The 24,016-nt window shown below is 33.0% G+C and carries 24 protein-coding genes and 1 tRNA gene; 16 read left to right on the top strand and 9 right to left on the bottom strand.

Going from position 1 to position 24,016, the window contains the following annotated elements; genetic code table 11:
* Nucleotides 1-58 precede the first annotated feature (58 nt).
* Nucleotides 59-772 (bottom strand): LytR/AlgR family response regulator transcription factor, encoded by a 714-nt coding sequence (locus ACWNT5_RS10200; protein WP_299600705.1) that lies wholly within the window; start codon nucleotides 770-772, stop codon nucleotides 59-61.
* Between the two features lie 182 nt (nucleotides 773-954).
* A complete protein-coding gene (locus ACWNT5_RS10195; protein WP_299897550.1) occupies nucleotides 955-1,665 on the bottom strand; it encodes a LytR/AlgR family response regulator transcription factor in 711 nt (236 codons plus the stop codon).
* A 213-nt stretch (nucleotides 1,666-1,878) separates the two neighbouring features.
* Here ACWNT5_RS10195 and rpsF point away from each other — a divergent pair, with 213 nt between their 5' ends.
* The 5 genes from rpsF to ACWNT5_RS10170 all read left to right on the top strand — a co-directional run bounded on the left by rpsF (nucleotide 1,879) and on the right by ACWNT5_RS10170 (nucleotide 6,864).
* Nucleotides 1,879-2,217 (top strand): 30S ribosomal protein S6, encoded by a 339-nt coding sequence (gene rpsF / locus ACWNT5_RS10190; RefSeq protein WP_299600709.1) that lies wholly within the window; start codon nucleotides 1,879-1,881, stop codon nucleotides 2,215-2,217.
* The gene (gene rpsR, locus ACWNT5_RS10185; protein WP_174412104.1) at nucleotides 2,217-2,516 is read left to right on the top strand and encodes a 30S ribosomal protein S18; all 300 of its coding nucleotides are present in this window, start codon (nucleotides 2,217-2,219) and stop codon (nucleotides 2,514-2,516) included. The genes rpsF and rpsR overlap by 1 nt, the downstream gene beginning before the upstream one ends.
* 16 nt (nucleotides 2,517-2,532) lie before the next feature.
* The gene (gene rplI, locus ACWNT5_RS10180; RefSeq protein ID WP_299897547.1) at nucleotides 2,533-2,982 is read left to right on the top strand and encodes a 50S ribosomal protein L9; all 450 of its coding nucleotides are present in this window, start codon (nucleotides 2,533-2,535) and stop codon (nucleotides 2,980-2,982) included.
* A 103-nt stretch (nucleotides 2,983-3,085) separates the two neighbouring features.
* Nucleotides 3,086-6,289 (top strand): TonB-dependent receptor, encoded by a 3,204-nt coding sequence (locus ACWNT5_RS10175; protein WP_456517269.1) that lies wholly within the window; start codon nucleotides 3,086-3,088, stop codon nucleotides 6,287-6,289.
* 95 nt (nucleotides 6,290-6,384) lie between these two features.
* Nucleotides 6,385-6,864: a DUF6495 family protein gene (locus ACWNT5_RS10170; RefSeq protein WP_456517268.1), complete on the top strand. Its 480-nt coding sequence runs from the start codon at nucleotides 6,385-6,387 to the stop codon at nucleotides 6,862-6,864.
* A 469-nt stretch (nucleotides 6,865-7,333) separates the two neighbouring features.
* On the opposite strand, the gene ACWNT5_RS10165 is transcribed toward ACWNT5_RS10170, so the two are convergent.
* Nucleotides 7,334-8,575 (bottom strand): ABC transporter permease, encoded by a 1,242-nt coding sequence (locus ACWNT5_RS10165; protein WP_299600718.1) that lies wholly within the window; start codon nucleotides 8,573-8,575, stop codon nucleotides 7,334-7,336.
* 218 nt (nucleotides 8,576-8,793) lie between these two features.
* On the opposite strand from ACWNT5_RS10165, the gene hisS reads away from it, so the two are divergent.
* Together hisS and ACWNT5_RS10155 are read left to right on the top strand one after the other, a co-directional pair.
* Nucleotides 8,794-10,164, top strand: a complete 1,371-nt coding sequence (hisS, locus tag ACWNT5_RS10160; RefSeq protein WP_456517267.1) for a histidine--tRNA ligase — start codon at nucleotides 8,794-8,796, stop codon at nucleotides 10,162-10,164.
* Between the two features lie 64 nt (nucleotides 10,165-10,228).
* Nucleotides 10,229-10,696, top strand: a complete 468-nt coding sequence (locus tag ACWNT5_RS10155) for a hypothetical protein (protein WP_456517266.1) — start codon at nucleotides 10,229-10,231, stop codon at nucleotides 10,694-10,696.
* Nucleotides 10,697-10,918: 222 nt separating this feature from the next.
* On the opposite strand, the gene ACWNT5_RS10150 is transcribed toward ACWNT5_RS10155, so the two are convergent.
* Nucleotides 10,919-10,992, bottom strand: a tRNA-Met gene (locus tag ACWNT5_RS10150).
* 143 nt (nucleotides 10,993-11,135) lie between these two features.
* On the opposite strand from ACWNT5_RS10150, the gene ACWNT5_RS10145 reads away from it, so the two are divergent.
* The gene (locus ACWNT5_RS10145) at nucleotides 11,136-11,528 is read left to right on the top strand and encodes an START-like domain-containing protein (protein ID WP_299600729.1); all 393 of its coding nucleotides are present in this window, start codon (nucleotides 11,136-11,138) and stop codon (nucleotides 11,526-11,528) included.
* 64 nt (nucleotides 11,529-11,592) lie between these two features.
* Nucleotides 11,593-12,441, top strand: coding sequence for an aminotransferase class IV (locus ACWNT5_RS10140; RefSeq protein WP_299600731.1), 849 nt, complete (start codon nucleotides 11,593-11,595; stop codon nucleotides 12,439-12,441).
* Here the strand turns inward: ACWNT5_RS10140 and ACWNT5_RS10135 are convergent.
* The 5 genes from ACWNT5_RS10135 to ACWNT5_RS10115 form a co-directional block, all read right to left on the bottom strand.
* Nucleotides 12,438-12,998: a YqgE/AlgH family protein gene (locus ACWNT5_RS10135; RefSeq protein ID WP_299600733.1), complete on the bottom strand. Its 561-nt coding sequence runs from the start codon at nucleotides 12,996-12,998 to the stop codon at nucleotides 12,438-12,440. The genes ACWNT5_RS10140 and ACWNT5_RS10135 overlap by 4 nt on opposite strands.
* Before the next feature lie 131 nt (nucleotides 12,999-13,129).
* Nucleotides 13,130-13,402 (bottom strand): HU family DNA-binding protein, encoded by a 273-nt coding sequence (locus tag ACWNT5_RS10130; RefSeq protein WP_027391128.1) that lies wholly within the window; start codon nucleotides 13,400-13,402, stop codon nucleotides 13,130-13,132.
* Nucleotides 13,403-13,588: 186 nt separating this feature from the next.
* The gene (gene fmt, locus ACWNT5_RS10125; RefSeq protein ID WP_456517265.1) at nucleotides 13,589-14,536 is read right to left on the bottom strand and encodes a methionyl-tRNA formyltransferase; all 948 of its coding nucleotides are present in this window, start codon (nucleotides 14,534-14,536) and stop codon (nucleotides 13,589-13,591) included.
* Nucleotides 14,537-14,540: 4 nt separating this feature from the next.
* The gene (locus ACWNT5_RS10120; RefSeq protein ID WP_456517264.1) at nucleotides 14,541-16,433 is read right to left on the bottom strand and encodes a RecQ family ATP-dependent DNA helicase; all 1,893 of its coding nucleotides are present in this window, start codon (nucleotides 16,431-16,433) and stop codon (nucleotides 14,541-14,543) included.
* Between the two features lie 10 nt (nucleotides 16,434-16,443).
* A complete protein-coding gene (locus ACWNT5_RS10115) occupies nucleotides 16,444-17,001 on the bottom strand; it encodes an AAA family ATPase (protein WP_456517263.1) in 558 nt (185 codons plus the stop codon).
* Nucleotides 17,002-17,181: 180 nt separating this feature from the next.
* Here ACWNT5_RS10115 and ACWNT5_RS10110 point away from each other — a divergent pair, with 180 nt between their 5' ends.
* The 7 genes from ACWNT5_RS10110 to murA all read left to right on the top strand — a co-directional run bounded on the left by ACWNT5_RS10110 (nucleotide 17,182) and on the right by murA (nucleotide 23,998).
* Nucleotides 17,182-17,643 (top strand): (2Fe-2S)-binding protein, encoded by a 462-nt coding sequence (locus ACWNT5_RS10110; protein WP_456517262.1) that lies wholly within the window; start codon nucleotides 17,182-17,184, stop codon nucleotides 17,641-17,643.
* 19 nt (nucleotides 17,644-17,662) lie between these two features.
* Nucleotides 17,663-19,816 (top strand): molybdopterin cofactor-binding domain-containing protein, encoded by a 2,154-nt coding sequence (locus ACWNT5_RS10105; RefSeq protein ID WP_456517261.1) that lies wholly within the window; start codon nucleotides 17,663-17,665, stop codon nucleotides 19,814-19,816.
* Nucleotides 19,817-19,819: 3 nt separating this feature from the next.
* Nucleotides 19,820-20,890, top strand: a complete 1,071-nt coding sequence (locus ACWNT5_RS10100; RefSeq protein ID WP_299600749.1) for an XdhC family protein — start codon at nucleotides 19,820-19,822, stop codon at nucleotides 20,888-20,890.
* The gene (locus ACWNT5_RS10095; RefSeq protein ID WP_456517398.1) at nucleotides 20,883-21,485 is read left to right on the top strand and encodes a nucleotidyltransferase family protein; all 603 of its coding nucleotides are present in this window, start codon (nucleotides 20,883-20,885) and stop codon (nucleotides 21,483-21,485) included. The genes ACWNT5_RS10100 and ACWNT5_RS10095 overlap by 8 nt, the downstream gene beginning before the upstream one ends.
* Before the next feature lie 60 nt (nucleotides 21,486-21,545).
* The gene (locus tag ACWNT5_RS10090) at nucleotides 21,546-21,839 is read left to right on the top strand and encodes a DUF493 family protein (RefSeq protein WP_299600752.1); all 294 of its coding nucleotides are present in this window, start codon (nucleotides 21,546-21,548) and stop codon (nucleotides 21,837-21,839) included.
* Between the two features lie 158 nt (nucleotides 21,840-21,997).
* On the top strand, nucleotides 21,998-22,651 hold the full coding sequence (locus ACWNT5_RS10085; protein ID WP_299600754.1) for a DUF4290 domain-containing protein: 654 nt from the start codon (nucleotides 21,998-22,000) through the stop codon (nucleotides 22,649-22,651).
* 30 nt (nucleotides 22,652-22,681) lie between these two features.
* On the top strand, nucleotides 22,682-23,998 hold the full coding sequence (gene murA / locus ACWNT5_RS10080; RefSeq protein WP_299600756.1) for a UDP-N-acetylglucosamine 1-carboxyvinyltransferase: 1,317 nt from the start codon (nucleotides 22,682-22,684) through the stop codon (nucleotides 23,996-23,998).
* The last annotated feature ends 18 nt before the right edge of the window (nucleotides 23,999-24,016 follow it).

Genomic DNA, 24,016 nt, shown 5'->3' with positions numbered 1-24,016 from the left:
TAAATAAAAAATCCCATCACTTAGAAGTAACGGGATTGTATATTTATTATACTTTGTTTTATCCGCTTAACGCCTCTATCAAGGAATGTTTTTTATGTCTACTTAGCGGTATTTTTTCATCCGCTATTTCTATGTTACGACTGTTATAACGTTCTACTTTATCAAGATTTACGATGTACGATTTGTGTATTCTTAAAAAACGATCGCTTGGTAATTCTGCCTCAAATGATTTCATCGTAGCCAAAACCACAATAGGATCACCATCTTCCATAATTAACTTTACATAATCACCTAAAGCTTCTACATACTTTAATTGATTTAAAAATATTTTTCGTTTTTTCAGATTACTTTTTACAAAGATGTAATCATCATCCTCTACAGAAGCTTGTTCTGAATTTAAACGAGACATGCTAAGTGCTTTCTCTACAGCTGCATTAAATCGATCTTTTTTTAGGGGCTTTCTTAAATAATCGATAGCATCGTAGTCAAAGGCTTTAAAAGCATATTTTGTTTTTCCAGTAACAAATATGATATGAGGTTTGTTTTCCAGATCATCTAAAAGATCAAAACCGGTGAGTATTGGCATTTCGATATCTAGAAACAATAGGTCGACCGGAGTATCTAATAATCCGTTTTTCGTCTCAATAGCATTGTTCCACTCAGCCACTAATTCTAGTGATGAGTGTTCATCTATTAATTTTACAATTGCGAGTCTTTGGAGACGTGAATCGTCTACTACTGCGCATTTTAATTGAGATTGTTCCACTTGCATAGGTTAATATTCTATACAATATTAATGAATATATATTATTTCCACAAACATTTTACGCTTTTTATCGATAAAAAATGTGTTTCATCGAAATGAAAAATTCCGATGTTTTTTTATTTTAAATGTCATTTTTTAGAATCACTTTAATCACAGTTACTTGTAAATAATTTTTATGGTTATTAATACTAAAAAGATTTTAAAATATCCCTTAATTCTTGTTTCTTTTGTCTACTAATGGGAATGGCCTCGTTTTTAATTTCCAAATAACTGGAGGTAAAACGTTCTATTTTTTCCAGATTTACAATAAATGATCGATGTACTCTAAAAAAGTATTGTTTTGGTAATAATGATTCTAAGTAAGTCATCGTGCCAGTTACAACCAAAGGAGAGCTTTTTTCTAAATGAATTTTTGCAAAATCTCCCATTGCTGATACGTATAAAATGTCTTGTAAATAAACCTTATATTCTTTTAAACCGCTTTTTATGAATATCGAAGGACTATTTTTTTCCGCTTCGATTTTTTTATGAAAATTATCGGCTTGTAAAAGTTTATCTATGGTGATAGAAAAACGACTTGATTTCAAAGGTTTTTTTAAAAAATCTATCGCATTATAATCAAAGGCTTTATGAGCATATTTCGATTTTCCAGTAACGATGACAACATGAGGCTTGTCTTCTAAATAATCAAGAAGATTAAATCCATTTAGTACAGGCATTTCTATGTCGAGAAATAATACATCCGTGTGTACATCTAGTAATCCATTCTTTGCTTCGATGGCGTTGCTCCATTCACCTACCAGTTCTAATTGGGGTTGTTTTCTGATTAATTGGGTTATAGCAAGACGCTGCATATTAGAATCATCTACTACTGCGCATTTGATTAAAGGTTTTTTCATTTTATTAGATTTAGGATGTTACAATAGTACTCAAAAATTATCTAAACTTAAATGAATTTGTGTATTTTATCGATGAATTGTGTTTTTTAACGATAGATGGATGGTTTTTACATTTTTGATAATACTTTTTATTTACTCTCTTGTTGCGTTTGTTGAATATTTTAAAAAATAGTATTACTTTTGCAGCCAATTTTAATTAAAAATAGATTTTTTATGAATCATTATGAAACTGTTTTCATCTTGAATCCCGTTTTATCTGAAGAGCAGATAAAGGAAACAGTTAAGAAATACGAAGACATTCTTGTTTCTAACGGTGCCAAGATGATATCTAAAGAAGACTGGGGTCTTAAGAAGTTAGCTTATGCAATCCAGCACAAGAAAAGTGGATTTTATCACTTATTTGAGTATACTGTACCAGGAGAAGCTATCAACACCGTAGAGGTTGAGTTCAGAAGAGATGAAAGAGTGATGCGTTATTTAACTGTAAAATTAGATAAGCATGCAATCGCTTGGGCTGAGAAAAGAAGAAATAGAAACAAACAAAAAGCTTAATTATGTCATCGATAGAACAACAAGCTAAAGGAAAAAAAGATGGAGAGATCAGATATCTTACTCCATTAAATATAGATACTTCTAAAACGAAGAAATATTGTCGTTTTAAAAAATCAGGAATTAAATATATCGATTATAAAGATCCTGATTTCTTAATGGCTTTTGTAAATGAACAAGGGAAATTATTGCCTCGTCGTCTTACAGGAACATCTTTAAAATATCAACGTAAAGTGAGTGTTGCTGTAAAAAGAGCAAGACACTTAGCATTAATGCCATACGTTGGAGATTTATTAAAATAAAATTCGTCATAACATTATGGAACTTATATTAAAGAAAGACGTTGAGAATCTAGGATTCGCAGACGATGTAGTAGAGGTGAAGAACGGTTATGGACGTAACTTTTTAATCCCAGGAGGATATGCAGTATTAGCTACTCCATCTGCTAAGAAAGTATTAGAAGAAACGTTAAAGCAACGTGCTTTTAAAGAAAAGAAAGAAATTGAAGATGCAGAAAAATTAGCGAAGAAAATTGCTGCTTTTGAAATTAAAATCGCTGCAAAAGTTGGAACAGGTGATAAATTATTTGGTTCTGTTTCTAGTGCTGATGTTTCTGAAGCTTTAGCTAAAGAAGGCGTTGAATTAGAGAAAAAATTCATCACGGTACCAGGAGGAACAATAAAACGTCTTGGTCAGTACGAAGCTTCAATTCGTCTTCACAGAGCCGTTATTACTCCACTTACGTTTGAAGTTATAGCGCAAGCATAATACTAAATCGGTTAATAAACCAGTTTATAAGAATATAAAAACCGCTCCTTTGGAGTGGTTTTTTTGTTTATTTTCATTGTATTCACACAAAAACGATCAATCAATGAAAAAAACTCTTATCACTCTAGTCTTTGCCTTATTGGTAATTACTATTCATGCTCAGGTAACGACATCCAATATTTCTGGTTTGGTATATGATAATGCTAATCAATTACTACCAGGAGCTAATATCACTGCTGTTCATTCGCCTACTGGAACCACTTATGGTGGAACAACCAATTTCGATGGTAGATTTGATCTTATTAATTTACGAGTAGGAGGACCCTATCGTGTAACAATTAGCTATGTTGGATTTAAGAAAAAGGTATTTGATGATGTGTATCTTCAGTTAGGGCAAACGTACAATATTGATGTGGTTATGATTGAGGACGCTAATCAATTAGAAGAGGTTGTAATCACTACGAATAAAAATGCTACGTTTAGTAGCGAAAGAACAGGTGCTGAAACCAGTATTGGTAATAGAGAAATAAAATCGTTACCGACGATTACTAGGTCTGCAGCGGATTTTTACCGTTTAGAACCAACAGCTTCGAGTAATGGTTCTTTTGGAGGAAGAAATGATCAGTTTAATAATTTTAGTTTAGATGGTTCTATTTTTAATAACCCTTTTGGATTAGATGCTGCAACTCCAGGTGGTCAGACCAATGCGCAACCTATTTCTTTAGATGCTATTGATCAAATTCAAGTCTCTACAGCTCCTTATGATGTTACACAGGCTGGATTTACCGGAGCATCGGTAAATGCTGTTACCAAAAGTGGTACGAATGAATGGAAAGGTACTGTATATGGTTTTTATCGTAATCAGGATTTAACAGGAGATAAAGTCGGAGATGATGATATTATAGTTCCAGATTTGACCCAAGCACAATATGGTTTAAGTATTGGAGGACCGATTGTAAAAAACAAATTATTTGTTTTCGCAAACTTCGAGATAGATGATCGCGAAGATTTAGGTTCTAATTTCTTAGCAGCCAGACCTGGATTGACTGGTGCGAATGTATCTCGTGTTTCTGCGGAAGATTTAGAATTTGTGTCAAGAAAATTAGACTCATTAGGGTATCAAACAGGACCTTATGAAGGATATACGCATAATACAGAATCAACAAAAGGAATTCTAAAACTAGATTGGAATATTAGTGATAATCACCGGTTAGCTTTAATTTATAACTTTTTAGACGCTTCTAGAGATCTACCAGCAAATCCAGAAGCAATCGGCAGAAGAGGGCCTGATCTTACTACTTTACAGTTTAGAAATTCTGGTTACACAATTAATAACAAGATTAATTCCTTTTTAGTAGAATTAAATTCCAATTTTGGAGGAAATATCTCTAATAAATTTCAGGCAGGTTATACCTTGTTTGACGATAGTAGAGATCCTTTTTCAGCACCAGCTCCACCTATTAATATTGCACAAGATGGTGTTCGATATATTGTTGCCGGGCATGAACCGTTTTCTATAAATAATAGATTGGAACAAAAAGTATATCAGGTAACTAATAATTTAAATATTGTAACCGGTAAACATACAATTACTCTAGGAGGAAGTTTTGAAAGATTTGAGTTTGATAATTCTTTTAATCTTGGAGTATATACGTATTTTAATGCCGATGGTGGGGTGGGTACTTTTGCGCCAGATTTTGATAGTGTAAGGATTACACCTGGTTCTACGAATAGTTTTGAACAAGCTGTAAATAACGGTCTTATTACAGAAGCGCTTGCGAATGCTAGAAATGTATTCGATACCAATAATTCGACAGATAATTGGGCGTTGGCAGAAACAAATGTTGGGCAATTGGCTTTTTATGCACAGGATAAATGGAGAATGAGTGACAAGTTTACGTTAACTTATGGGATTAGAGTGGATCAACCACTATTTTTTGATACCAGAGATAAAATTGCCGAAAATATCGAAAGAGCAGCTGGCGGAGAGTTCCCAGATGGGAATTACCAACCTGGAATTACTTATTTTGATGAAAATGGAAGCCCAACTAATTTAAATAGCTTAGACTTACCTTCTAAAAAATTATTAATTTCTCCTAGATTAGGATTTAACTATGATATACTAGGAGATAAGACATTGCAAGTAAGAGGAGGAACAGGGATTTTTACGGGGCGACTTCCTTTTGTATGGATAGGGAATCAAGTGGCAAATCCAAATTTCTTCTTTTACACTACGTCTTCTCCAGATTTTCAATTCCCTCAAGTATTTAGAAATAGTTTAGGAATTGATTATAAGTTTAAAAATGGTTTGATTGCATCCACTGATATTATTTATACTGAAGATATCAATGCGCAAATGGTTCGTAATTTTGGATTAGCGACACCTTCTGGAACATTAAATGGAGCTGATAGTAGACCAATATATTTGGCATCTGATAGGGCTGTTAATGAGTTTGGAGGAGTTACAAATGCCTATGTTTTTACAAATACGAATGTAGGACATTCTTTTAATTGGTCATTTAAATTACAAAAGAGTTTTAAGAATGGATTATTTGCCAGTGTTGCTTATAACTTCTTAGAAGCTGAAGATGCGAGTTCGCTTGATGCAGAAATTTCGAGTGATGCTTATGATAGAAATCCGGCTCTTGGAAATGTAAATCAGGCGATAAGTACTGCATCTAGATATGGGGATAGGCATAGAATTGTGGGGCAATTAAATAAATTTTTCCACTATGGAAAGAATAAACAATGGAGAACATCATTAGGGGCTTTTTATGAATATGCTCAAGGAGGAAGATTCTCTTACACCTATTCTGGAGATATCAATAATGATGGATCGGTATTGAATGATTTGATTTATATTCCAACACAAACAGAATTAGGGACTTATAACTTTAGTGGAACTCCAGCAGAACAAGAAGAGCAAAGAGCTGCGCTAGAAGCATATATCCAACAGGATGAGTATCTTAGAGGAAGAAGGGGGAATTATGCTGAGAAGTATGCAATTTTAAGTCCCTGGCGAGGAAGATGGGATGTAAAACTTTTACAGGATTATAATTTTCAAATAGGTGATAAGACGAATACAATCCAATTAAGCGTTGATATTCTAAATTTTGGAAATTTGTTAAATTCTGATTGGGGTGTGATCAAGATACCAGTAAATGATCAGCCAATTGGTGTTACTGTGGATGCTACTAATACACCAACCTATTCTTTTGACACTTCGCAGACAAAGACATTCGCAAATGATTTTAGTTTAGACTCTAGATGGCAAGCACAAGTTGGTTTGCGCTATATATTTAACTAAAACCATTGTATTCAGAATACTATAAAAAATCCGTTCCTAATTATTAGGAGCGGATTTTTAATTATTACTATTTTTGCAGCCAATTTATAGAAAAGATGAAGTATAAAAGGCTCACCAAAGAACAATTAGAGGAATTACATCAAGAGTTTATTAATTTTTTAGCGACACAATCTATTACAGCTGAAGAATGGAGTGATATCAAGGCAAATAAACCTGAAGTGGCAGAGGAAGAGATAGATGTTTTTAGTGATCTAGTTTGGGAAGGAGTTCTTAATAGCGCTCAGTTTTTAGAACATTTTTCTAAAGATCAAATACATCTGTTTCATCTTGGAGAAATGGAAATGCATTTGATTGCTATAAAAGTAAATGTAGAAGATATTGATATCACTACAAAAGAAGGATATGATTGGTTACGAAATAATTTATTAGACGATAAAGTAGCTTTCTATAATGCCAATAAAGCCTACGGAGAGGATCCAAATATGGATAAGTTTAAACTGATTCTTCAAGGTGCAAATATTACCAAAGGTGAGTTGTTTCAATATTTTGATAAACTTATTGGAGATAAAGAATAAGAAAAATTATTTTTTGGTTTTAGCCAATAGTAATTTTAAACCTTTATCTGATAAAACATGACCATTAAAAGAATATGTCTTATTTGTTAAAGCGTACGTTATTTTACAAGTACTATCGTATTTTTTTCTCAGCAAAATATTATAGATATTGCTAGGGAGTGACTTGTAATCTACCTTTCGTCCCTTTATGGTTTTTAAATCTACTAGTTTAATAGTTATACCAAAAATATTTTTGAATATAAGAATCTTCTTTTTAATAGAAATCGAGTGAACCATTAGGAAAAAAATAATGGTTATTACTATTCCATGTAATATGAATAGGTAATTTGGAATATTAAATAAGGCAGTACCAGTATACAAGGTTTTGCCTATTATTAATAGAGTAAAGATTGAAACATTAATTAAAATAAATCTGGATATCAGAAAAAAGTAATTTTTTTCAAATGTCATTTTAAGGTTTTATATCCAATTACTCATATCGTAACGATTCGATAGGATCTTGTTTTGCTGCTTTTACAGCTGGATAGGACCCAGAAACAACTGCAGTTAAAAATGAGGTAACTACTGCGGCGAAAATCGCTAACCAAGGCGTACTAAATTCAAAGCCTGAAACAGCTACAATAATAGCTCCAATCGTTATTCCTAGTATAATACCTACTACGCCACCGATTTGACCAATAATAACGGTTTCCATAAAAAATTGAGTAGAAATTGTGTTCTTTTTAGCTCCAAGAGCTTTTCGAACTCCTATCTCTCTGGTTCGCTCCGTTACTGAAACGAGCATGATGTTCATAAGTGCAATCGAAGATCCGAAAATAGTAATGATACTAATGATCCATGCTGCCCAATACAAATATCCAGTAATACTAGAAATACGGTTAATCAAGTCATCACTTCGTTCTAGACCAAAGTTATTTTCTTCTATAGGATTGAGACCGCGTATTTTTCTAAAAGTAATAATAGCTTCATCTTGCGCGCCTTCTAAAAACTGTTTATCATCTACCTTTACACTGATGTTATAGTTAATGTTTGGTAAAGTATAAATCGAACGTGCTACTTGCAAAGGAATTAAAACTTTAAGATCTTGATTGTTTCTAAAAGTTGCTCCCTTACTCTCTAAAACACCAATCACTTTAAATTTTACACCTCTAATGCTAATTGTTTTATTTACAGGATCAGTATCTTTAAAAATATTCTTCTTAAAATCTGGTCCGATTAGACAAACACGATTGTTGTTTTCTATATCAAAAAAAGTAAAATTTCTTCCAAATTCTACTTCTGTACCGCTATTTTCTAAATAGTTTTCATTAACTCCTACTACCGAAGCTTCAGGATCTGTTTTTTCATTTTCAAATTTTACTTCTGCATTTCGTGTTCCTGTGAATGAAATTGAAGTTTTAGAAAAAGGATATTGGAATTTTTCTTTAAACTGTCGTACGTTTCTATAACTAATAATAGGGTTTATTTTCTCTCTTTCGCCGCTACCACCTCTTCTGGTAGTAAATTCATAACGCTGAATATTAAAAGTATTAGAACCCATAGAGGCAAAATCTCCAGTAATGGTGTTTTCTAAAGCTCCTAAAAAAGTTAATATCCCTACCAATGCTGTAATACCAATAGCAATGATTAATACGGTAAGAATAGTGCGTAAAAGTTGCCCTTTAATAGAGTCTAAGGCAATACGAACATTCTCGCGAAAAAGTGAAAACATAATTAGTGAATTAGTATCGTTTCCTGTATAAGACTACAAAACGTCCTTAAAGTTACTCAAAAAAGTAAATTTTATTTAAATAAGTAAAACTCTTTATGTTTTTTAATATAAAATTTTAAGCTTTTTTAGATCTTTACATCCTTTAGAATGAATTAGAATTAGTGGTAAAAGTATAAATAAAGAATTGTATACTTTTGCGAAAAATTTAATATAAATATATGGCACAAAAACCTTCTATACCAAAAGGAACACGTGATTTTTCTCCAATTGAAGTAGCTAAGAGAAGTTATATTATGAATACTATTAGAGAACAATTTCAGTTGTTTGGTTTCCATCCCATAGAAACTCCAAGTTTTGAAAATAGTGAAACATTGATGGGTAAATATGGAGAAGAAGGAGATCGTCTTATTTTTAAAATATTGAATAGTGGAGATTATCTAAATAAGGTAGATGACACATTATATGCTACAAAAGATAGTGGTAAGATGACCTCTAAAATCAGCGAGAAAGCGCTTCGTTATGATTTAACAGTTCCATTTGCCAGATACGTGGTTCAGCATCAAAATGAAATTGATTTTCCGTTTAAAAGATATCAGATTCAACCCGTATGGAGAGCGGATAAACCTCAGAAAGGAAGGTTTAGGGAGTTTTATCAGTGTGATGCAGATGTGGTAGGTAGTAAATCGTTATGGCAAGAAGTAGATTTTGTTCAGCTTTATGATAAAGTATTTTCTAAATTAGGTTTAGAAGGAGTTACGATAAAAATGAATAATCGTAAGATTCTTTCAGGGATTGCAGAAGTGATTGGAGCTAGTGATAAATTGATTGATTTTACGGTAGCTCTGGATAAATTGGATAAGATAGGAGAAGAAGGTGTTAAAAAAGAAATGCTTTCTAAAGGTATCGAACAAACCGCCATAGATAAGGTGCAACTTCTTTTTAATTTTACAGGAACTACTGCAGAGAAGTTAGCGAAGTTGAGAGAGCTTCTGAATGCCTCTGAAGAAGGTATAAAAGGAGTAGATGAATTAGAGTTTATCATAAATGCTATCAAGGAAATTCCGTTAGAAACTGCAGAACTTGATTTGGATGTTACTTTAGCACGAGGTTTAAATTACTACACAGGAGCAATTTTTGAAGTATCAGCTCCAGAAGGAGTCAAAATGGGGTCTATCGGAGGTGGTGGTCGTTATGATGATCTTACGGGTATTTTTGGACTTAAAGATGTAAGTGGAGTAGGTATTTCATTTGGATTGGACAGGATATATTTGGTTATTGAGGAATTAGGGCTGTTTCCTGATACTGTAGCTCCAGGAACTAAAGCCTTATTTATTAATTTTGGAACGGATGAGGGATTGTATAGTCTTAAAGCGGTTGCTCAGTTAAGAAAAGAAGGTATTATTGCTGAGCTATATCCTGATAGTGCAAAAATGAATAAACAAATGAAATATGCTAATAAAAGAGCAATACCATTTGTGGTGCTTGCGGGAACTTCAGAAATAGAAAATAACAATTATACAGTTAAAAATATGAAGACTGGAACGCAAGAAACTATGAATTTTGAAGAATTAAAGTTACTTTTAAGCTAAAATTACAACCAATAAATAGACCGTACTAAAAGCAAATACTATTAACTACCCTAAAATTATAATTATGAAAAATATCTTATTGAGTTCTCTTTTATGTCTCTTATTATCTTTTGCGGTATCCTGCAAAAAGGATCCTAAAGAAGATAAAGTCGAAGTTGTGGAAGAGGTTGTTGACTCAACGGATGTTGTTGAAGTTGTGGAAGAAAAAAAACCAGTAGTAAAGAAGAAAAAGAAACCTAAGAAGAAGCCAAAAACTGAGGAAATAAAATTACCTGCTGGAGCACCTTCATTTGATAGTCAGGAAGCAAAAAAGTATATCAGGGATTATGAAGCTTATGTGGCAAAATATAAAAAAGCTGTAGAGTCCAAAGCCGATTTGGACGCTTTTTTAAAGCTGAGTGAGTCTAGTACTAGCCTTACCAAACAGTACAGGAAATTAATTTCTACATTACCTGCAGAGGAAATGGAAAAGATGAGTAAGTATATGCAGGAAAAAACAAAACAAATAGATGCTTTAAGCAGACAGATGTAGTATTAGAATTCTACTAAATAACAAAAAACCATCTTAAAAGATATTTTAAGATGGTTTTTTGTTTCGATAGTTGTTCTATTTCTTATTAGTTTAGATGTTTTAGACGGATTTAGTGCATGATGGTAAGAGTTTTATTATACTTTTTAGATAATAATATATAAACTACGAATTCTTTCATAAAACCAAAAAAGCCCTTATTTCTAAGGGCTTTGTGAATTAATGTAGCGAGAGGGGGGCACGATCCCCCGACCTCTGGGTTATGAATCCAACGCTCTAACCAGCTGAGCTACCTCGCCAAATAGATGCTACATCATTTTAATTCGGGTGCAAATATAAAAACAAAAACCGTTGTAGCAAACAATAAAGTAGAATTAATTTTTTTCAAATATTTTTAAAGTCAATAATTAATCTATATATTGGCTTACTAACAATTTCCAATATGTCTGAAAAAATAAAATACGAGCTTGAATTTGTAATACAATCTTCTCCTCAACTATTATATCAATACATTTCTACTCCTTCAGGACTTTCTGAGTGGTTTTCTGATAATGTAAATTCACGAGGTGAAATGTTTACATTTATATGGGACGATAGTGAAGAGGAAGCAAAGCTTTTAAGTAAAAAAAGTGGTGAAAGAATTAAATTTAGATGGTTAGCAGATGACGAAGATGGGAGTGATTATTTTTTCGAAATGCGAATTCAGGTAGATGAAATTACTAAAGATGTATCCTTAATGGTTACAGATTTCTCGGATGATGATGAAATCGATGAAAATAAAATGTTATGGGAGAATATGATTAGTAACCTAAAACATGTACTAGGTTCTGCTTAATTCCTATATTTTTATAATGTATATTTGCCCCGCCCAATGATAATTGGTAATAAGGGGCTTTTTTATGATTAATATAAACGGAAATTTGTTGAAAGATAATGAAGCTACATTATCTACAGCCAACAGAGGATATGCCTACGGTGATGCTTTGTTTGAAACGATACGAGTAAATTCTGGGACTATTCTATTTTGGGAAGACCACTACTTTAGATTAATGGCTTCCATGAGGATTCTAAGAATGCAAATTCCGATGAAGTTTACACCAGAGTTTTTACAGGAAGAGATTTTAGGTCTTATAGAAGAAAATGGTTTGTCAAACTCTTCTGTTCGTGTAAAGATCATTGTAAATAGAAAAGAAGGAGGATTATATACGCCAGCTACCAATGACGTTGATTATTCTATTTCGGTAAAGCAACTTACATCGTCCTTTTATACTTTATCTGAAGATTTTTATGAAGTGACATTATTTAAAGATCATTATGTTGCTACAGATTTATTATCCACACTAAAATCTAATAATAAATTGGTGAATATTCTTGGTGGTATTTTTGCTAAAGAAAATGGATACAATAATTGTTTATTACTTAATTCCAATAAAATGGTTATTGAGGCTTTAAATGGAAATTTATTTTTGATAAAAGGGAATAAGATAAAAACTCCGCCAGTTGCTGATGGCTGTCTTAAAGGTATATTACGTAAGCAGTTAGTAAGAATTATTGAAAAGTTACCAGAATACGAAATAGAGGAAGCTTCTATTTCTCCTTTCGAATTGCAGAAAGCAGACGAACTTTTTATAACTAATGTAATACAAGGTATTCAACCTATTACTAAGTTTAGAAAGAAAGAGTATAATTTAGATATTGCTAGAAGATTACTTGGGGTATTAAATGCACAAATAAGACTGGGAAATTAATTATAACTAGGATCCGCAGGCGCGTTGGACCACAGCACATATTCTCCTCCAAGTTCGATCATTTTTTCTTTCCAGAAAGTATTATAGGATTTTCCTATAATATTCTTCTCATAAGTGTTTTTAACAATCACCCAAGAGTTAGCTTCTAATTCTTGTAGTAGTTGTTTTGCATCCCATCCAGAATACCCTAAGAAAAAACGAATTTCATTAGGTGTAATTTTATTTTCGATAATTAATTTAGATACTACCGAAAAATCACCACCCCAATAAATTCCTGAAGAAATCTCCACACTATTAGGAATTAACTCTGGAATTTTATGAATGAAATACAGATTATCCTGCTCAACAGGACCTCCGTTATAAATTTGAAATTCTGATTCTACTTCAGGAACTAAATCAGAAAGCACATAATCTAATGGTTTATTCATGATAAAGCCTATAGATCCCTGATTACTATGATCTGCTAAAAGTACGACCGAACGATTAAAAGAAACATCGCCAATAATCGATGGTTCTGCAATCAGAAGGTGTCCTTTTGCTGGTTGTAATGAAATCATAGATGGTGTAGTTTATACTAAAACTAAATAATTATTTCTAATAATCAAAAAGTATAGCCGATTTTTAGCTGTTCTCCATAAAAAAAGCTCCTTTAAAAAGGAGCTCTTTATAATATCAAAAACTAACTAAATTAGTTAACTGAACTAGATAAATCTGCACCAGCTTTGAACTTTACAACGTTTTTAGCAGCGATCTTGATAGTTTTTCCTGTCTGAGGGTTTCTACCTTCTCTTGCAGCTCTTTTAGAAACTGACCAAGAACCGAATCCAACTAAAGAAACACGGTCACCTTTTTTAAGAGAACCTTCAACATTTCCTAAAAAAGACTCTAAAGCTTTCTTTGCTGCTGCTTTTGTAATTCCAGCATCAGCTGCCATTGCATCGATTAATTCTGTTTTGTTCATAATTCTGTTTTTAAATTAATTGTTGGTTAAACCAAATTTTTGTTAAACGCTCTACAAATTTATACGGATTTATGATTCGTGCAAGGATTAGCCCAGTAAATACGGGCTTTTGTTGATAACTCAAGGTGATTGTTAATAAACATATATGAATTATTGGATTTTTCTTACTCCTTTGATAGCAAGGGCTCAGCACATTTTAGCATCTTTATAAAAAGTGTACCCGTTAAGGAGTGCTTTAGCTTCCATAGCTTTTTTCCCCGGAAGTTGAATCTTATTTAAAATAATATATCCTTTTACTACCGAAACTTTGATTTTAGAATCTTCAATGATTACTTTTCCTATCTCAAAATTATGTTCTATAAGTTCTATTTCAGCTTCATATACTTTTATAGATATTTCTTCTCCTTTATTATATAGGTTACTCCAGGCAGAAGGATAAGGACTCAAACCTCTAATAAGGTTGTAAATATTTTCAATTGAGTCCTCCCAATTAATCTTGGTATTTTCTCTATGCAATTTATAGGCAGTCTTAAAAGTCTCTTCTTTTGGTTGTTTCGTAGTAGTAACCGTTTCGTTTTCTATAGCTTTAATGGTGTCAATTACCAAAGCTGCTCCTTGTGTCATTAATTTATCATGAAGTACTCCTGCAGTATCCTGTTTTTTAATTTCTACTTCTTTTTGAAGAATGATATGACCAGTATCAATTTTTTCATCAATAAAAAAAGTAGTAATTCCAGTTTTTTGTTCTCCATTAATGATAGCCCAATTAATTGGTGCAGCACCTCGGTAATCTGGTAATAAAGATGCATGAAGATTAAATGTGCCATACTCGGGCATACTCCATACTACTTTAGGTAGCATTCTAAAGGCAACTACGATATTTAGATTTGCTTCTAAGGAAGCTAGTTCTTTTATAAAATCTTCATTTTTTAGATTCGTTGGTTGTAATATTGTTAGACCTTGGGATAATGCATATTCTTTTACCGCAGACGCTCTTAATTTTCTACCTCTTCCGGCAGGTTTGTCTGGAGCAGTAATAACACCAACAACATTAAATTTATTTTCTATAATTGTTTTAAGGGTTTCTACTGCAAAATCAGGTGTACCCATAAATAGAATTCGTAAGTCTCTCATGTATTTATACGAGTTGATAGTTGTTATAAGAATTTATTTTTATAATACGATGTTCGTTTAATTCTCTTAGTATTTTTAATCCTTCTTCTTCGGAGCAATCTAGTTGATGTAGCAATTCTCTGGAGGATAAGTCTTGTTTTGTTAAAAGAGTGAGTATTTGTTTTTTGATTGCTACAGGATCAATATCAGATTTTTTTTTTGCAAGGCATATATCACATATTCCACAATCGACAGCATCTTGTTCACCAAAATACTTTAGCAAAAATCTACTTCTGCATATTTTCTCGTTTTGTACAAAATCAATCATTGCATTTACCTTTTTGGTTTTTGATAATCGCAATTCTGTTATATAAGGTTTTATTCTATTAATTGTATGATCATCTTCTCTAGGTACTAAAAAAGTAATATTAGCATCCGTTAGTTTGTGCTTAAAAATAAGAAGTTCGGCTTCCTCTAGTTGTTTTAATGTGTCGATTACATCTATTTCTGTGCAATTAACTTTGGAAGCGATTAGTGATAGATTAACTTTTACTTCTTCATCAAAGATACCTCCATATGTTCGCAATATTGCTTTGGTAATTAATGCTAAGTGGGGTTTTTGTTCTAGATACCCTAAAAGATGATTTCCGGTGGTAGTGATATGGATTGTACTCTTTTTGGAGTATCGTTGAGAAAAACTTAATACACTACAACGATCTAAAAACTGTAATGCATTGTAGGTTATCAGTGTATTTAAATTATAAGTTTTGCAGAATATATTAAAATTGAAACCGTGGGAAGATTGTTCACCTTCTCCATAAGATATCCGAAAATAATTGCAAAGTTTACGATAAACCAATTTTACAAATTCTATATCGGGTAATACTTTTATAAATTGATTTTTAACATTACGAATATCATTATTGCTATTTAATAAGAATGCAAATGATTTGGTTCCGTCTCTTCCAGCTCTTCCGGCTTCCTGAAAATAACTTTCGATACTTTCGGGAATGCTATAATGTATAATGGTTTTTACATTCGATTTATCAATACCCATTCCAAAAGCATTGGTAGCTACCATAATAGTAGTTTCCTCCTGCATCCATTGTTGGAAACGTTTGGTCTTTTCTTTTGCGTCGACACCTCCATGATAGTAAGTTGCCTTCAGTTTATTTGAGTTTAGGAAATCGCTAATCTCTATGGCAGATTTTCGATTTCGTACATAAATGATAGAACTACCTTTATATTTAGAAAGAATCCGAAGTAATTGATCATTTTTATCTAAAGTTTGGGTTACGATATATCCCAGGTTATTCCGGTAAAAAGATTGTCGGAATACTTTTGGCTGAAATAAATCTAATTCAATTATAATATCATCTACTACTTCGGGAGTAGCAGAGGCCGTAAGTGCAATTATAGGAACAGAAGGTTTTAGCTCTCTTAGAGTTCTTATCTTTTTATAAGAAGGCCGAAAATCATTACCCCATTGTGATATACAATGTGCCTCATCTACTGCAATCAGATTAATGTTCATTTTTTTTAAACGTTCTTTCACTAGATCTTGCTGTAATCGCTCTGGCGAAAGATAAAGGAACTTATAATTACCATAGATGCAATTATCTAATAGCGTATCTAGTTCAGAATATTTGATTCCACTAGTAAGCGCTATTGCCTTAATACCTTTTTGTTGTAAATGTTGTACTTGATCTTGCATTAAAGCAATTAGTGGTGATATAACAATACAAATACCTGGTTTTAAAAGGGCTGGAATTTGAAAACAAATGGATTTACCTCCACCAGTAGGTAGTAGACCAAAGACATCATTATTTTGGAGGAGCGCATTGATGATCTCTTCCTGAAAAGGTCTGAAAGAATCATAATTCCAATTTTCCTTTAATAGTTGAATAGGGGAAATCATCAATACTATTTTATAAAACGTGTTCTAATATAAAGGTACTGCGTTCTTTTACATTTCCAAAAGGAACTTCTATACAATTGTATCCAAACTTTGTATAAGTGTTTAATAAGTGAAGGTAGATTTGTTTTGCTTCCTCAAAACTTTCATATCTTTCTTCATCGGAAGTGTAAATGTCTTCCCATGGAGGAAGTATGAAAATCTTATTATACCGATACGACTTACAAGCATCAATAAAAGTTTCATCATATGTTTGATTAAACAAATCCATGTACGCAAGAACATCAGGAATTCCACGATCATAAAATGAAATTTGTTTATCACTAGCCTTAGGATCCTGATACTGATCAATTCTACCTTGCAAAAGTTGTAAGTTGAAATCGTAAGGATCATCAACAGATACAATAGGATTAGAGGTGATTTCCATCGCGTCGTTGCTAAGTTTCACCTCTTGAGTTATACTTCTAATAAATTCTGGAAAACAAAAGAAACCATCACTTTCAAGTTTGTTTATGATGGATGTCTTTCCAGTAGAAGGGCCTCCTGTAATTACTATTTTGTGTTTCGTCAAAGAAATATTTTTTTACAAATTTCGGAATTATTAAAGGATTTTGAAAATAGATTGATATGGATACAATAAAACTCTGTTAAAGTTGAATTCTCCAGTATTTATTTTTAGTAAATTCAGAAATCAAATAACGATTTAACTGTTATTTAGACTAATTAAATACAAATCTTAAAAATAAAACTCATGCCTGTTTATAATCTAAAAGTAAATGGTAAATCTCTTTCTGTTGATGCAGATAAGGATACACCATTATTATGGATTCTACGAGATCATTTTGATTTAGTGGGTACCAAATTTGGTTGCGGAATTGGACAATGCGGTGCTTGTACAGTACATGCAGATGGAGTAGCTACCAGAAGTTGTTTGTTACAAGTATCTGTAGCAGCTGAAATGGAAATAACTACAATAGAAGGGTTATCTGAAGATATTTCGCATCCAGTTCAACAAGCTTGGAAAGAAATAGATGTTCCTCAGTGTGGATATTGTCAGGCAGGACAAATTATGACCGCTGCCGCGTTTTTAGAGCAGAATCCAAATCCTAATAGAGAGGAGATTAGAACTGCTATGAGTGGAAATCTATGTAGATGTGCTTCCTATAATAGGATAGAAAAAGCTGTAGAAAAAGCTGCAAGTAAGCTAAGTTAACCAATTTAAATCCAAAAAAATGAAACGTATTACAACACCTTCTGTTAGTAGAAGGTCATTTATAAGAACATCCGCATTGGCTGGTGGAGGAATGTTAATTGGTTTTAACCTATTTCAGGCTTGTAAACCAGAAGCTGAGCCTCCTGTAGATATTGCTGATTTGAATTTTAATGATTTCAATGCATTTATTAAAATAGCAGATAATGGAATGGTCACTATTTTTTCTCCAAATCCAGAGATTGGGCAGGGAGTAAAAACTTCGATGCCGATGTTAATCGCAGAAGAGTTAGATGTTGCATGGGATAATGTAGTGGTAGCACAAGGAGCATTGGATACCAAAAACTTTACAAGACAAGTGGCTGGAGGTAGTCAATCTTTAAGGCATGGTTGGGAACCATTAAGAAAAACAGGAGCTACAGCTAAGCAAATGCTAGTGAATGCTGCAGCGGCAAAGTGGGGAGTAGATCCTTCTACATGTACTACTAAAGAAGGAGTGATAACCAATAGCAATGGAGATAAACTAGGATATGGAGAAGTGGTTAAAGAAGCAGCTTCTTTGGAGATTCCTGAAGATATACAATTAAAAGATCCTAAGGATTTTACTATTATCGGAAAAGATATTCAAAATGTAGACATTGATAAAATAGTATCTGGTAAACCTCTATATGGATTGGATTATAAGGAAGAAGGAATGCTATACGTTAGTGTAGTGAGACCACCTGCATTTGGTAAAAAACTAGAAGATTATGACGCTACAGAAGCTAAAACGGTAAAAGGTGTTGTCGATATATTCAAGTTTGGTGATAAGATTGCTGTAATGGCTGAAAATACTTGGTCAGCGATGAAAGCTAAAAAAATCGTAAAAGCAAAGTGGAAAGATGATTCTAAACTAGAGAATACAGAAGATCATGATAAAGCATTAACTGCTCTTTTGGATGGGAGTGAGTTCAATACAATGAGAGCAGACGAAGATGTTAAAAAAGCTTTTGCAAATGCAGATAAGGTTCTAGAGAGAACATATGAATCTCCATTTCTACCACATAACTGTATGGAACCTATGAATTTCTTTGCAGATGTAACCCAAGAAACAGTGCGTTTGGTTGGTCCTATTCAAACACCAGCAGGAACTGCAAGAAGAGTAGCGGAACTATTGAATAGAAAGCCTGAAGAAGTTACCGTAGATATGACCAGAATGGGTGGTGGTTTTGGTAGAAGATTATATGGAGATTTTGCTTTAGAAGCCGCAGAGATCTCTAATATCGCCAAAAAACCAGTAAAAGTGGTATATTCCAGAGAAGATGATATGTCTGCAGGGATCTACAGACCCGCAATAAAATATAGAATTAGTGCTGCGATAAAAGATGGTAAATTAACAGGTTATCACTTAAAAGAAGCTGCAGTGAATTCTAATATGTATGGTTTAATTCCTAATTTTTTTCCTGCGGGAGCAGTAGAAAATTATCAAGTAGACGTTGCTAAATATGATAGTAATATTACCATAGGAGCATGGAGAGCGCCATACACGAATTTTCTTGCTTTTGCAGAGCAAAGTTTCTTTGATGAGCTAGCTGAAGTAATGGAAGTAGATAATATACAATTGCGACTAGACTTATTGCAGAATGTGAAAGGGCATAATGATGAAAGAATTCAATATTCTCCAGAGCGATTAGAACAAGTGATCAAAACCGCAGTTGAGAAATCTGAGTGGGGTAAAAAACCTGAAGGAGTATTTCAAGGGTTTAGTTCTTATTATTGTCATAATACTCATGTAGCCGAAGTAGCAGATGTAGTCATAGAAAATGATCAACCTGTAGTAAAAAAGATAACTTGTGTGGTTGATTGTGGTATTGTTGTAAATCCTTTAGGAGCTAAAAATCAAATTGAAGGAGGAGTTATCGATGGAATAGGGCATGCTATGTATGGAGATTTTACCTTTAAAGATGGTCAACCTCAGGATACTAATTTTAATACATATCGTTTAATTAGAATGAATGAAACACCTATTGTAGAAACACATTTTATCGAAAGTGATGTTGCACCTACAGGATTAGGTGAACCTACATTACCACCAGCAGGAGCTGCTATTGCCAATGCTATAAAAGCTGCAAAAGGTGTTCGAATGACAAAACAACCTTTTGTGAAAAATATGAAGGAAAAAGAATTGCTTGGGTAGAATATGACTCATGAGTTTAAAGAAATAATAGCTTCTTATAAAGAAGCAAAGAAAATAGGAATGCGAGCCGTCATGGCAACAGTTGTTGATATTGATGGCTCGTCTTACCGTAGACCAGGAGTTGGAATGTTGATTCTGGAAAATGGACAGATGACTGGAGCGGTTAGTGGAGGATGTGTAGAAAAAGAAGTGTTAAGGCAAGCTAAATCTGTTTTCGATTCTGGACGAGCTAAGATTATGACCTATAATGGGAGGTATCGTTTGGGTTGTGAAGGTGTTTTATATATTCTGATAGAACCTTTTCTAATTAGTTCCGAAAATATAGACGAAATAGAGTCATATTTACAATCTCGAACATCTTTTGAGATGAGTTCTTTTTATGCAAAAGAAGAGAATACGGAACTTCTTATGGGATCTACTTTGTCTTTTGATGCTACTCGTAGCTTTAGATTCTATGATGATTTTGAATTAATGTCAATAGATGATACTAATGGAATTCATTGTTTTAAAAGAGAAATGAAACCGTGCTTTCGATTAGTAATTATTGGTTCTGAGCATGATGCAGTAGTCTTGAGCGAAATAGCTCATAAAACTGGATGGGAAGTAGAGGTGGTAAATTCTCCAAAAAACCCAAAGACAATTGCTGATTTTCCTGGATCTAATAGAATCATTAATAAATCTCCTGAAGATTTAATAATTGATAAAGTAGATAAGCAAACTGCAATTGTATTGATGACACATAATTTTGCGAAAGATCTGTTATACCTGCAAGCAATCAAAGATACAAGTCCTGTGTATATAGGTTTGTTAGGACCTTCTAGAAGAAGAGAAAAACTGTTATCCGCATTTATAGAATATTTTCCTGAAGTTACAGATGAGTTTATGGATTGTATTCATGGGCCAGCCGGACTTAATTTAGGAGCAGAAACTCCACAAGAAATAGCTATTTCTATTATTGCAGAAATACTTTCTGTGGTTCGTAATCAGAGGCCTATTCCATTACACGAAAAAATAGGAGGTATTCACAGTGATTATTCCAATGATCTCGCTCATAATACAGTAAAAGATCGTTAAAGAAATAGCGCATATCATATTAGCAGCAGGAGCTTCTACCAGAATGGGATCTCCAAAGCAATTGTTACCTTGGAAAGAAGAATCTTTGATAGTATCTGAAATCAAAAAGGTTCAAAAATTATCTCAATTAGAAACTTATGTCATATTAGGAGCTAATTTTGATCTCATTAATAAGGAAATAGAACATTTACCAGTTCGTATTTTGTACAATCAAAGTTGGCAATCTGGAATGGGAACTTCTATAAGTACAGGAGTTCGACATATAATGAGTGCAACGAAGAAATATAAAGCAGTATTAATATCTTTAATTGATCAACCTTTTATAGATCTTGCGCATTTCAATAATTTGATACAGCATTATACCGAAAATCCAAATGCGATTGTAGCTACAGCAATGCAAGCTAAAATAGGAGTTCCAGCAATATTTTCTAGCATTTACTTTGAAGAATTATCAGAGCTTAAAGAAGATTTTGGAGCAAGATATATTATTAAGAAATATGAGGATAAGGTTATTACCTTAGATGGTAAAAATAAGACGGATGATATGGACACAATCGAACAATATCGGTTGTTAATTAAAAGGCTAAAAGAGTAATATATCACTTCTTAATATATAAAAGAGAAGGTGTATCTTTGCCCAAAAATTTTGTAATAGATGAGTGACCCTTCAAAATCTGAAGAATTTTATAAAAAATTAAAAGCCCAATTAGCAGATACGGCCCTTTGGCCAACAAACTATTTGTATAAGTTTATCGTTCCTACAGAAACTGAAAAAGTGAATCAGGTAGAAGAGATTTTTAATAATCTTGGTGCTGTGATTACTACCAAACAGTCCAAAAATGGAAAATACACTAGTGTTTCTATAAACGTTCGCATGAAAAACCCGGACCATGTTATTTCTAAGTATAAAGAAGTAGCGGATAAAGTAGAAGGTGTAATTTCTCTATAAAAGGAATATTTTTAGATTCATTTTGAGCATACTAATATTATTTTAGTATTTTGCAAACAAATATTGAGCCGCCTAAAAGTCAGGATATATTACTTACCATTCCTTTTTGTAGATGCTCAAGACTACTACTTATACATTTTATAGACTTTAACAATCATATGAGTATAAATAATTTAGAATATAATACCGAACGGGATAAGTTGATTATTCCAGAGTATGGTCGTCATCTTCAAAAAATGATTGATCAAGCTGTTGAAATAGAAGATAGAGAAGAGAGAAATAAGGTAGCAAAAGCGATTATAGCGGTTATGGGAAATCTTCAACCTCATTTAAGAGATGTTCCAGATTTTCAACATAAACTATGGGATCAGCTTTTTATTATGAGTGATTTTAAACTTGATGTAGAAGCTCCTTATCCTATACTCACAAAAGAAAAGTTAGAAGAAAGGCCAGAGCCTTTAGAATATCCTCAGAATTTCCCAAAATATCGATACTACGGTAATAATATCAAGAGAATGATCGATGTTGCAATAAGTTGGGAAGAAGGAGATTTAAAAACTGCGCTTACGTATACAATTGCCAATCATATGAAGAAATGTTATCTCAACTGGAATAAGGATACGGTTGATGATCAGGCAATTTTTAATCATCTTTTGGAATTAAGTGATGGTAAAATAGATCTTCGTAATAGTAGTGAGGATTTAAGTACTTCTACTGATCTACTTAGAGGAAAAAAGAAAAACTATCGTGGAGGTTCTGGAAAAAAGAATTATCGAAGCGGTGGTAATAACCGAGGAAAAAAACGTTATTAACCAAAACATTACCTTAACCAATCAACTTTTATGAGTACTTTTCAGATAGAAGGAGGGCATCAGCTCAAAGGTGAAATTACACCTCAGGGAGCGAAAAACGAAGCCTTACAAATTCTTTGTGCAGTATTATTAACTCCAGAAAAAGTTACGATTTCTAATATTCCAGATATTAGAGATGTAAACAAATTAATAGAGATTCTTAGAAATTTAGGAGTAAAAATTCAGAAACTTGGAAAGGGTAAATATACCTTTAAAAGTGATGAGCTGAATCTAGAGTATCTGGAGAGTGAGCAATTTAAGCAAGAAGGAAGTGGATTAAGAGGATCTATAATGATAGTTGGGCCGTTATTGGGCCGTTTTGGAAAAGGATACATCCCAAGACCAGGAGGAGATAAAATTGGACGTCGTAGATTAGATACTCATTTTGAAGGATTTATCAATTTAGGAGCAGAGTTTAGGTATAACAAGGAAGAACGTTTTTATGGCGTAGAAGCTCCAGAAGGTCTTACAGGTACTTATATGTTATTGGATGAAGCCTCTGTTACAGGAACGGCTAATATCGTAATGGCTGCAGCATTAGCTAAAGGAAAAACAACAATATACAACGCTGCTTGCGAACCGTATTTACAACAACTTTGTAAAATGATTAACTCCATGGGTGGTAAGATTCAAGGTGTTGGATCTAATTTGCTAACTATCGAAGGAGTTGAATCTTTAGGTGGATGCGAACATAGAGTATTGCCAGATATGATCGAGATTGGTTCTTGGATCGGTCTTGCTGCTATGACCAAAAGTGAAATTACGATCAAGGATGTAAGCTGGGATAATCTTGGTATTATTCCAAATACATTTAGAAAACTTGGTATCACTCTAGAACGTGTAGGAGATGATATCTACATACCTGCGCATACTGATGGTTATCAAATTGAAAGCTATATAGATGGATCCTTTATGACAATTGCCGATGCTCCATGGCCTGGATTTACTCCAGATTTGTTAAGTATTGTACTGGTTGTAGCTACACAAGCTAGAGGAGAAGTAATGGTACATCAGAAAATGTTCGAAAGTCGATTGTTTTTTGTAGATAAATTGATAGATATGGGGGCTAAGATCATTTTATGTGATCCACATAGAGCAACTATTATTGGTCATGATTTTAAATCTACATTAAAAGCAACCACTATGGTGTCTCCAGATATTAGAGCTGGAATTTCTTTGCTAATAGCGGCTTTAAGCGCAAAAGGAACATCTACGATTCATAATATTGAGCAGATAGATAGAGGATATGAAAATATTGATGATCGATTGAGAGCCATAGGAGCTAAGATTATTAGAATGGACTCATAAGTAAAAGATCTACTTATA

The organism is Aquimarina sp. 433 (genome assembly GCF_054054605.1).
The sequence above is the reverse complement of the archived record's forward strand: the minus strand, read 5'-3'. Positions and strand labels throughout refer to the sequence as shown.

Excerpts from the sequence above, each read along its gene's own strand:
- ACWNT5_RS10200 (WP_299600705.1), bottom strand. The coding sequence starts at position 772 with ATGCAAGTGGAACAATCTCAATTAAAATGCGCAGTAGTAGACGATTCA.
- ACWNT5_RS10195 (WP_299897550.1), bottom strand. The coding sequence starts at position 1,665 with ATGAAAAAACCTTTAATCAAATGCGCAGTAGTAGATGATTCTAATATG.
- rpsF (WP_299600709.1), top strand. The coding sequence starts at position 1,879 with ATGAATCATTATGAAACTGTTTTCATCTTGAATCCCGTTTTATCTGAA.
- rplI (WP_299897547.1), top strand. The coding sequence starts at position 2,533 with ATGGAACTTATATTAAAGAAAGACGTTGAGAATCTAGGATTCGCAGAC.
- ACWNT5_RS10175 (WP_456517269.1), top strand. The coding sequence starts at position 3,086 with ATGAAAAAAACTCTTATCACTCTAGTCTTTGCCTTATTGGTAATTACT.
- ACWNT5_RS10170 (WP_456517268.1), top strand. The coding sequence starts at position 6,385 with ATGAAGTATAAAAGGCTCACCAAAGAACAATTAGAGGAATTACATCAA.
- ACWNT5_RS10165 (WP_299600718.1), bottom strand. The coding sequence starts at position 8,575 with ATGTTTTCACTTTTTCGCGAGAATGTTCGTATTGCCTTAGACTCTATT.
- hisS (WP_456517267.1), top strand. The coding sequence starts at position 8,794 with ATGGCACAAAAACCTTCTATACCAAAAGGAACACGTGATTTTTCTCCA.
- ACWNT5_RS10155 (WP_456517266.1), top strand. The coding sequence starts at position 10,229 with ATGAAAAATATCTTATTGAGTTCTCTTTTATGTCTCTTATTATCTTTT.
- ACWNT5_RS10145 (WP_299600729.1), top strand. The coding sequence starts at position 11,136 with ATGTCTGAAAAAATAAAATACGAGCTTGAATTTGTAATACAATCTTCT.
- ACWNT5_RS10140 (WP_299600731.1), top strand. The coding sequence starts at position 11,593 with ATGATTAATATAAACGGAAATTTGTTGAAAGATAATGAAGCTACATTA.
- ACWNT5_RS10135 (WP_299600733.1), bottom strand. The coding sequence starts at position 12,998 with ATGATTTCATTACAACCAGCAAAAGGACACCTTCTGATTGCAGAACCA.
- ACWNT5_RS10130 (WP_027391128.1), bottom strand. The coding sequence starts at position 13,402 with ATGAACAAAACAGAATTAATCGATGCAATGGCAGCTGATGCTGGAATT.
- fmt (WP_456517265.1), bottom strand. The coding sequence starts at position 14,536 with ATGAGAGACTTACGAATTCTATTTATGGGTACACCTGATTTTGCAGTA.
- ACWNT5_RS10120 (WP_456517264.1), bottom strand. The coding sequence starts at position 16,433 with ATGATTTCCCCTATTCAACTATTAAAGGAAAATTGGAATTATGATTCT.
- ACWNT5_RS10110 (WP_456517262.1), top strand. The coding sequence starts at position 17,182 with ATGCCTGTTTATAATCTAAAAGTAAATGGTAAATCTCTTTCTGTTGAT.
- ACWNT5_RS10105 (WP_456517261.1), top strand. The coding sequence starts at position 17,663 with ATGAAACGTATTACAACACCTTCTGTTAGTAGAAGGTCATTTATAAGA.
- ACWNT5_RS10100 (WP_299600749.1), top strand. The coding sequence starts at position 19,820 with ATGACTCATGAGTTTAAAGAAATAATAGCTTCTTATAAAGAAGCAAAG.
- ACWNT5_RS10090 (WP_299600752.1), top strand. The coding sequence starts at position 21,546 with ATGAGTGACCCTTCAAAATCTGAAGAATTTTATAAAAAATTAAAAGCC.
- ACWNT5_RS10085 (WP_299600754.1), top strand. The coding sequence starts at position 21,998 with ATGAGTATAAATAATTTAGAATATAATACCGAACGGGATAAGTTGATT.
- murA (WP_299600756.1), top strand. The coding sequence starts at position 22,682 with ATGAGTACTTTTCAGATAGAAGGAGGGCATCAGCTCAAAGGTGAAATT.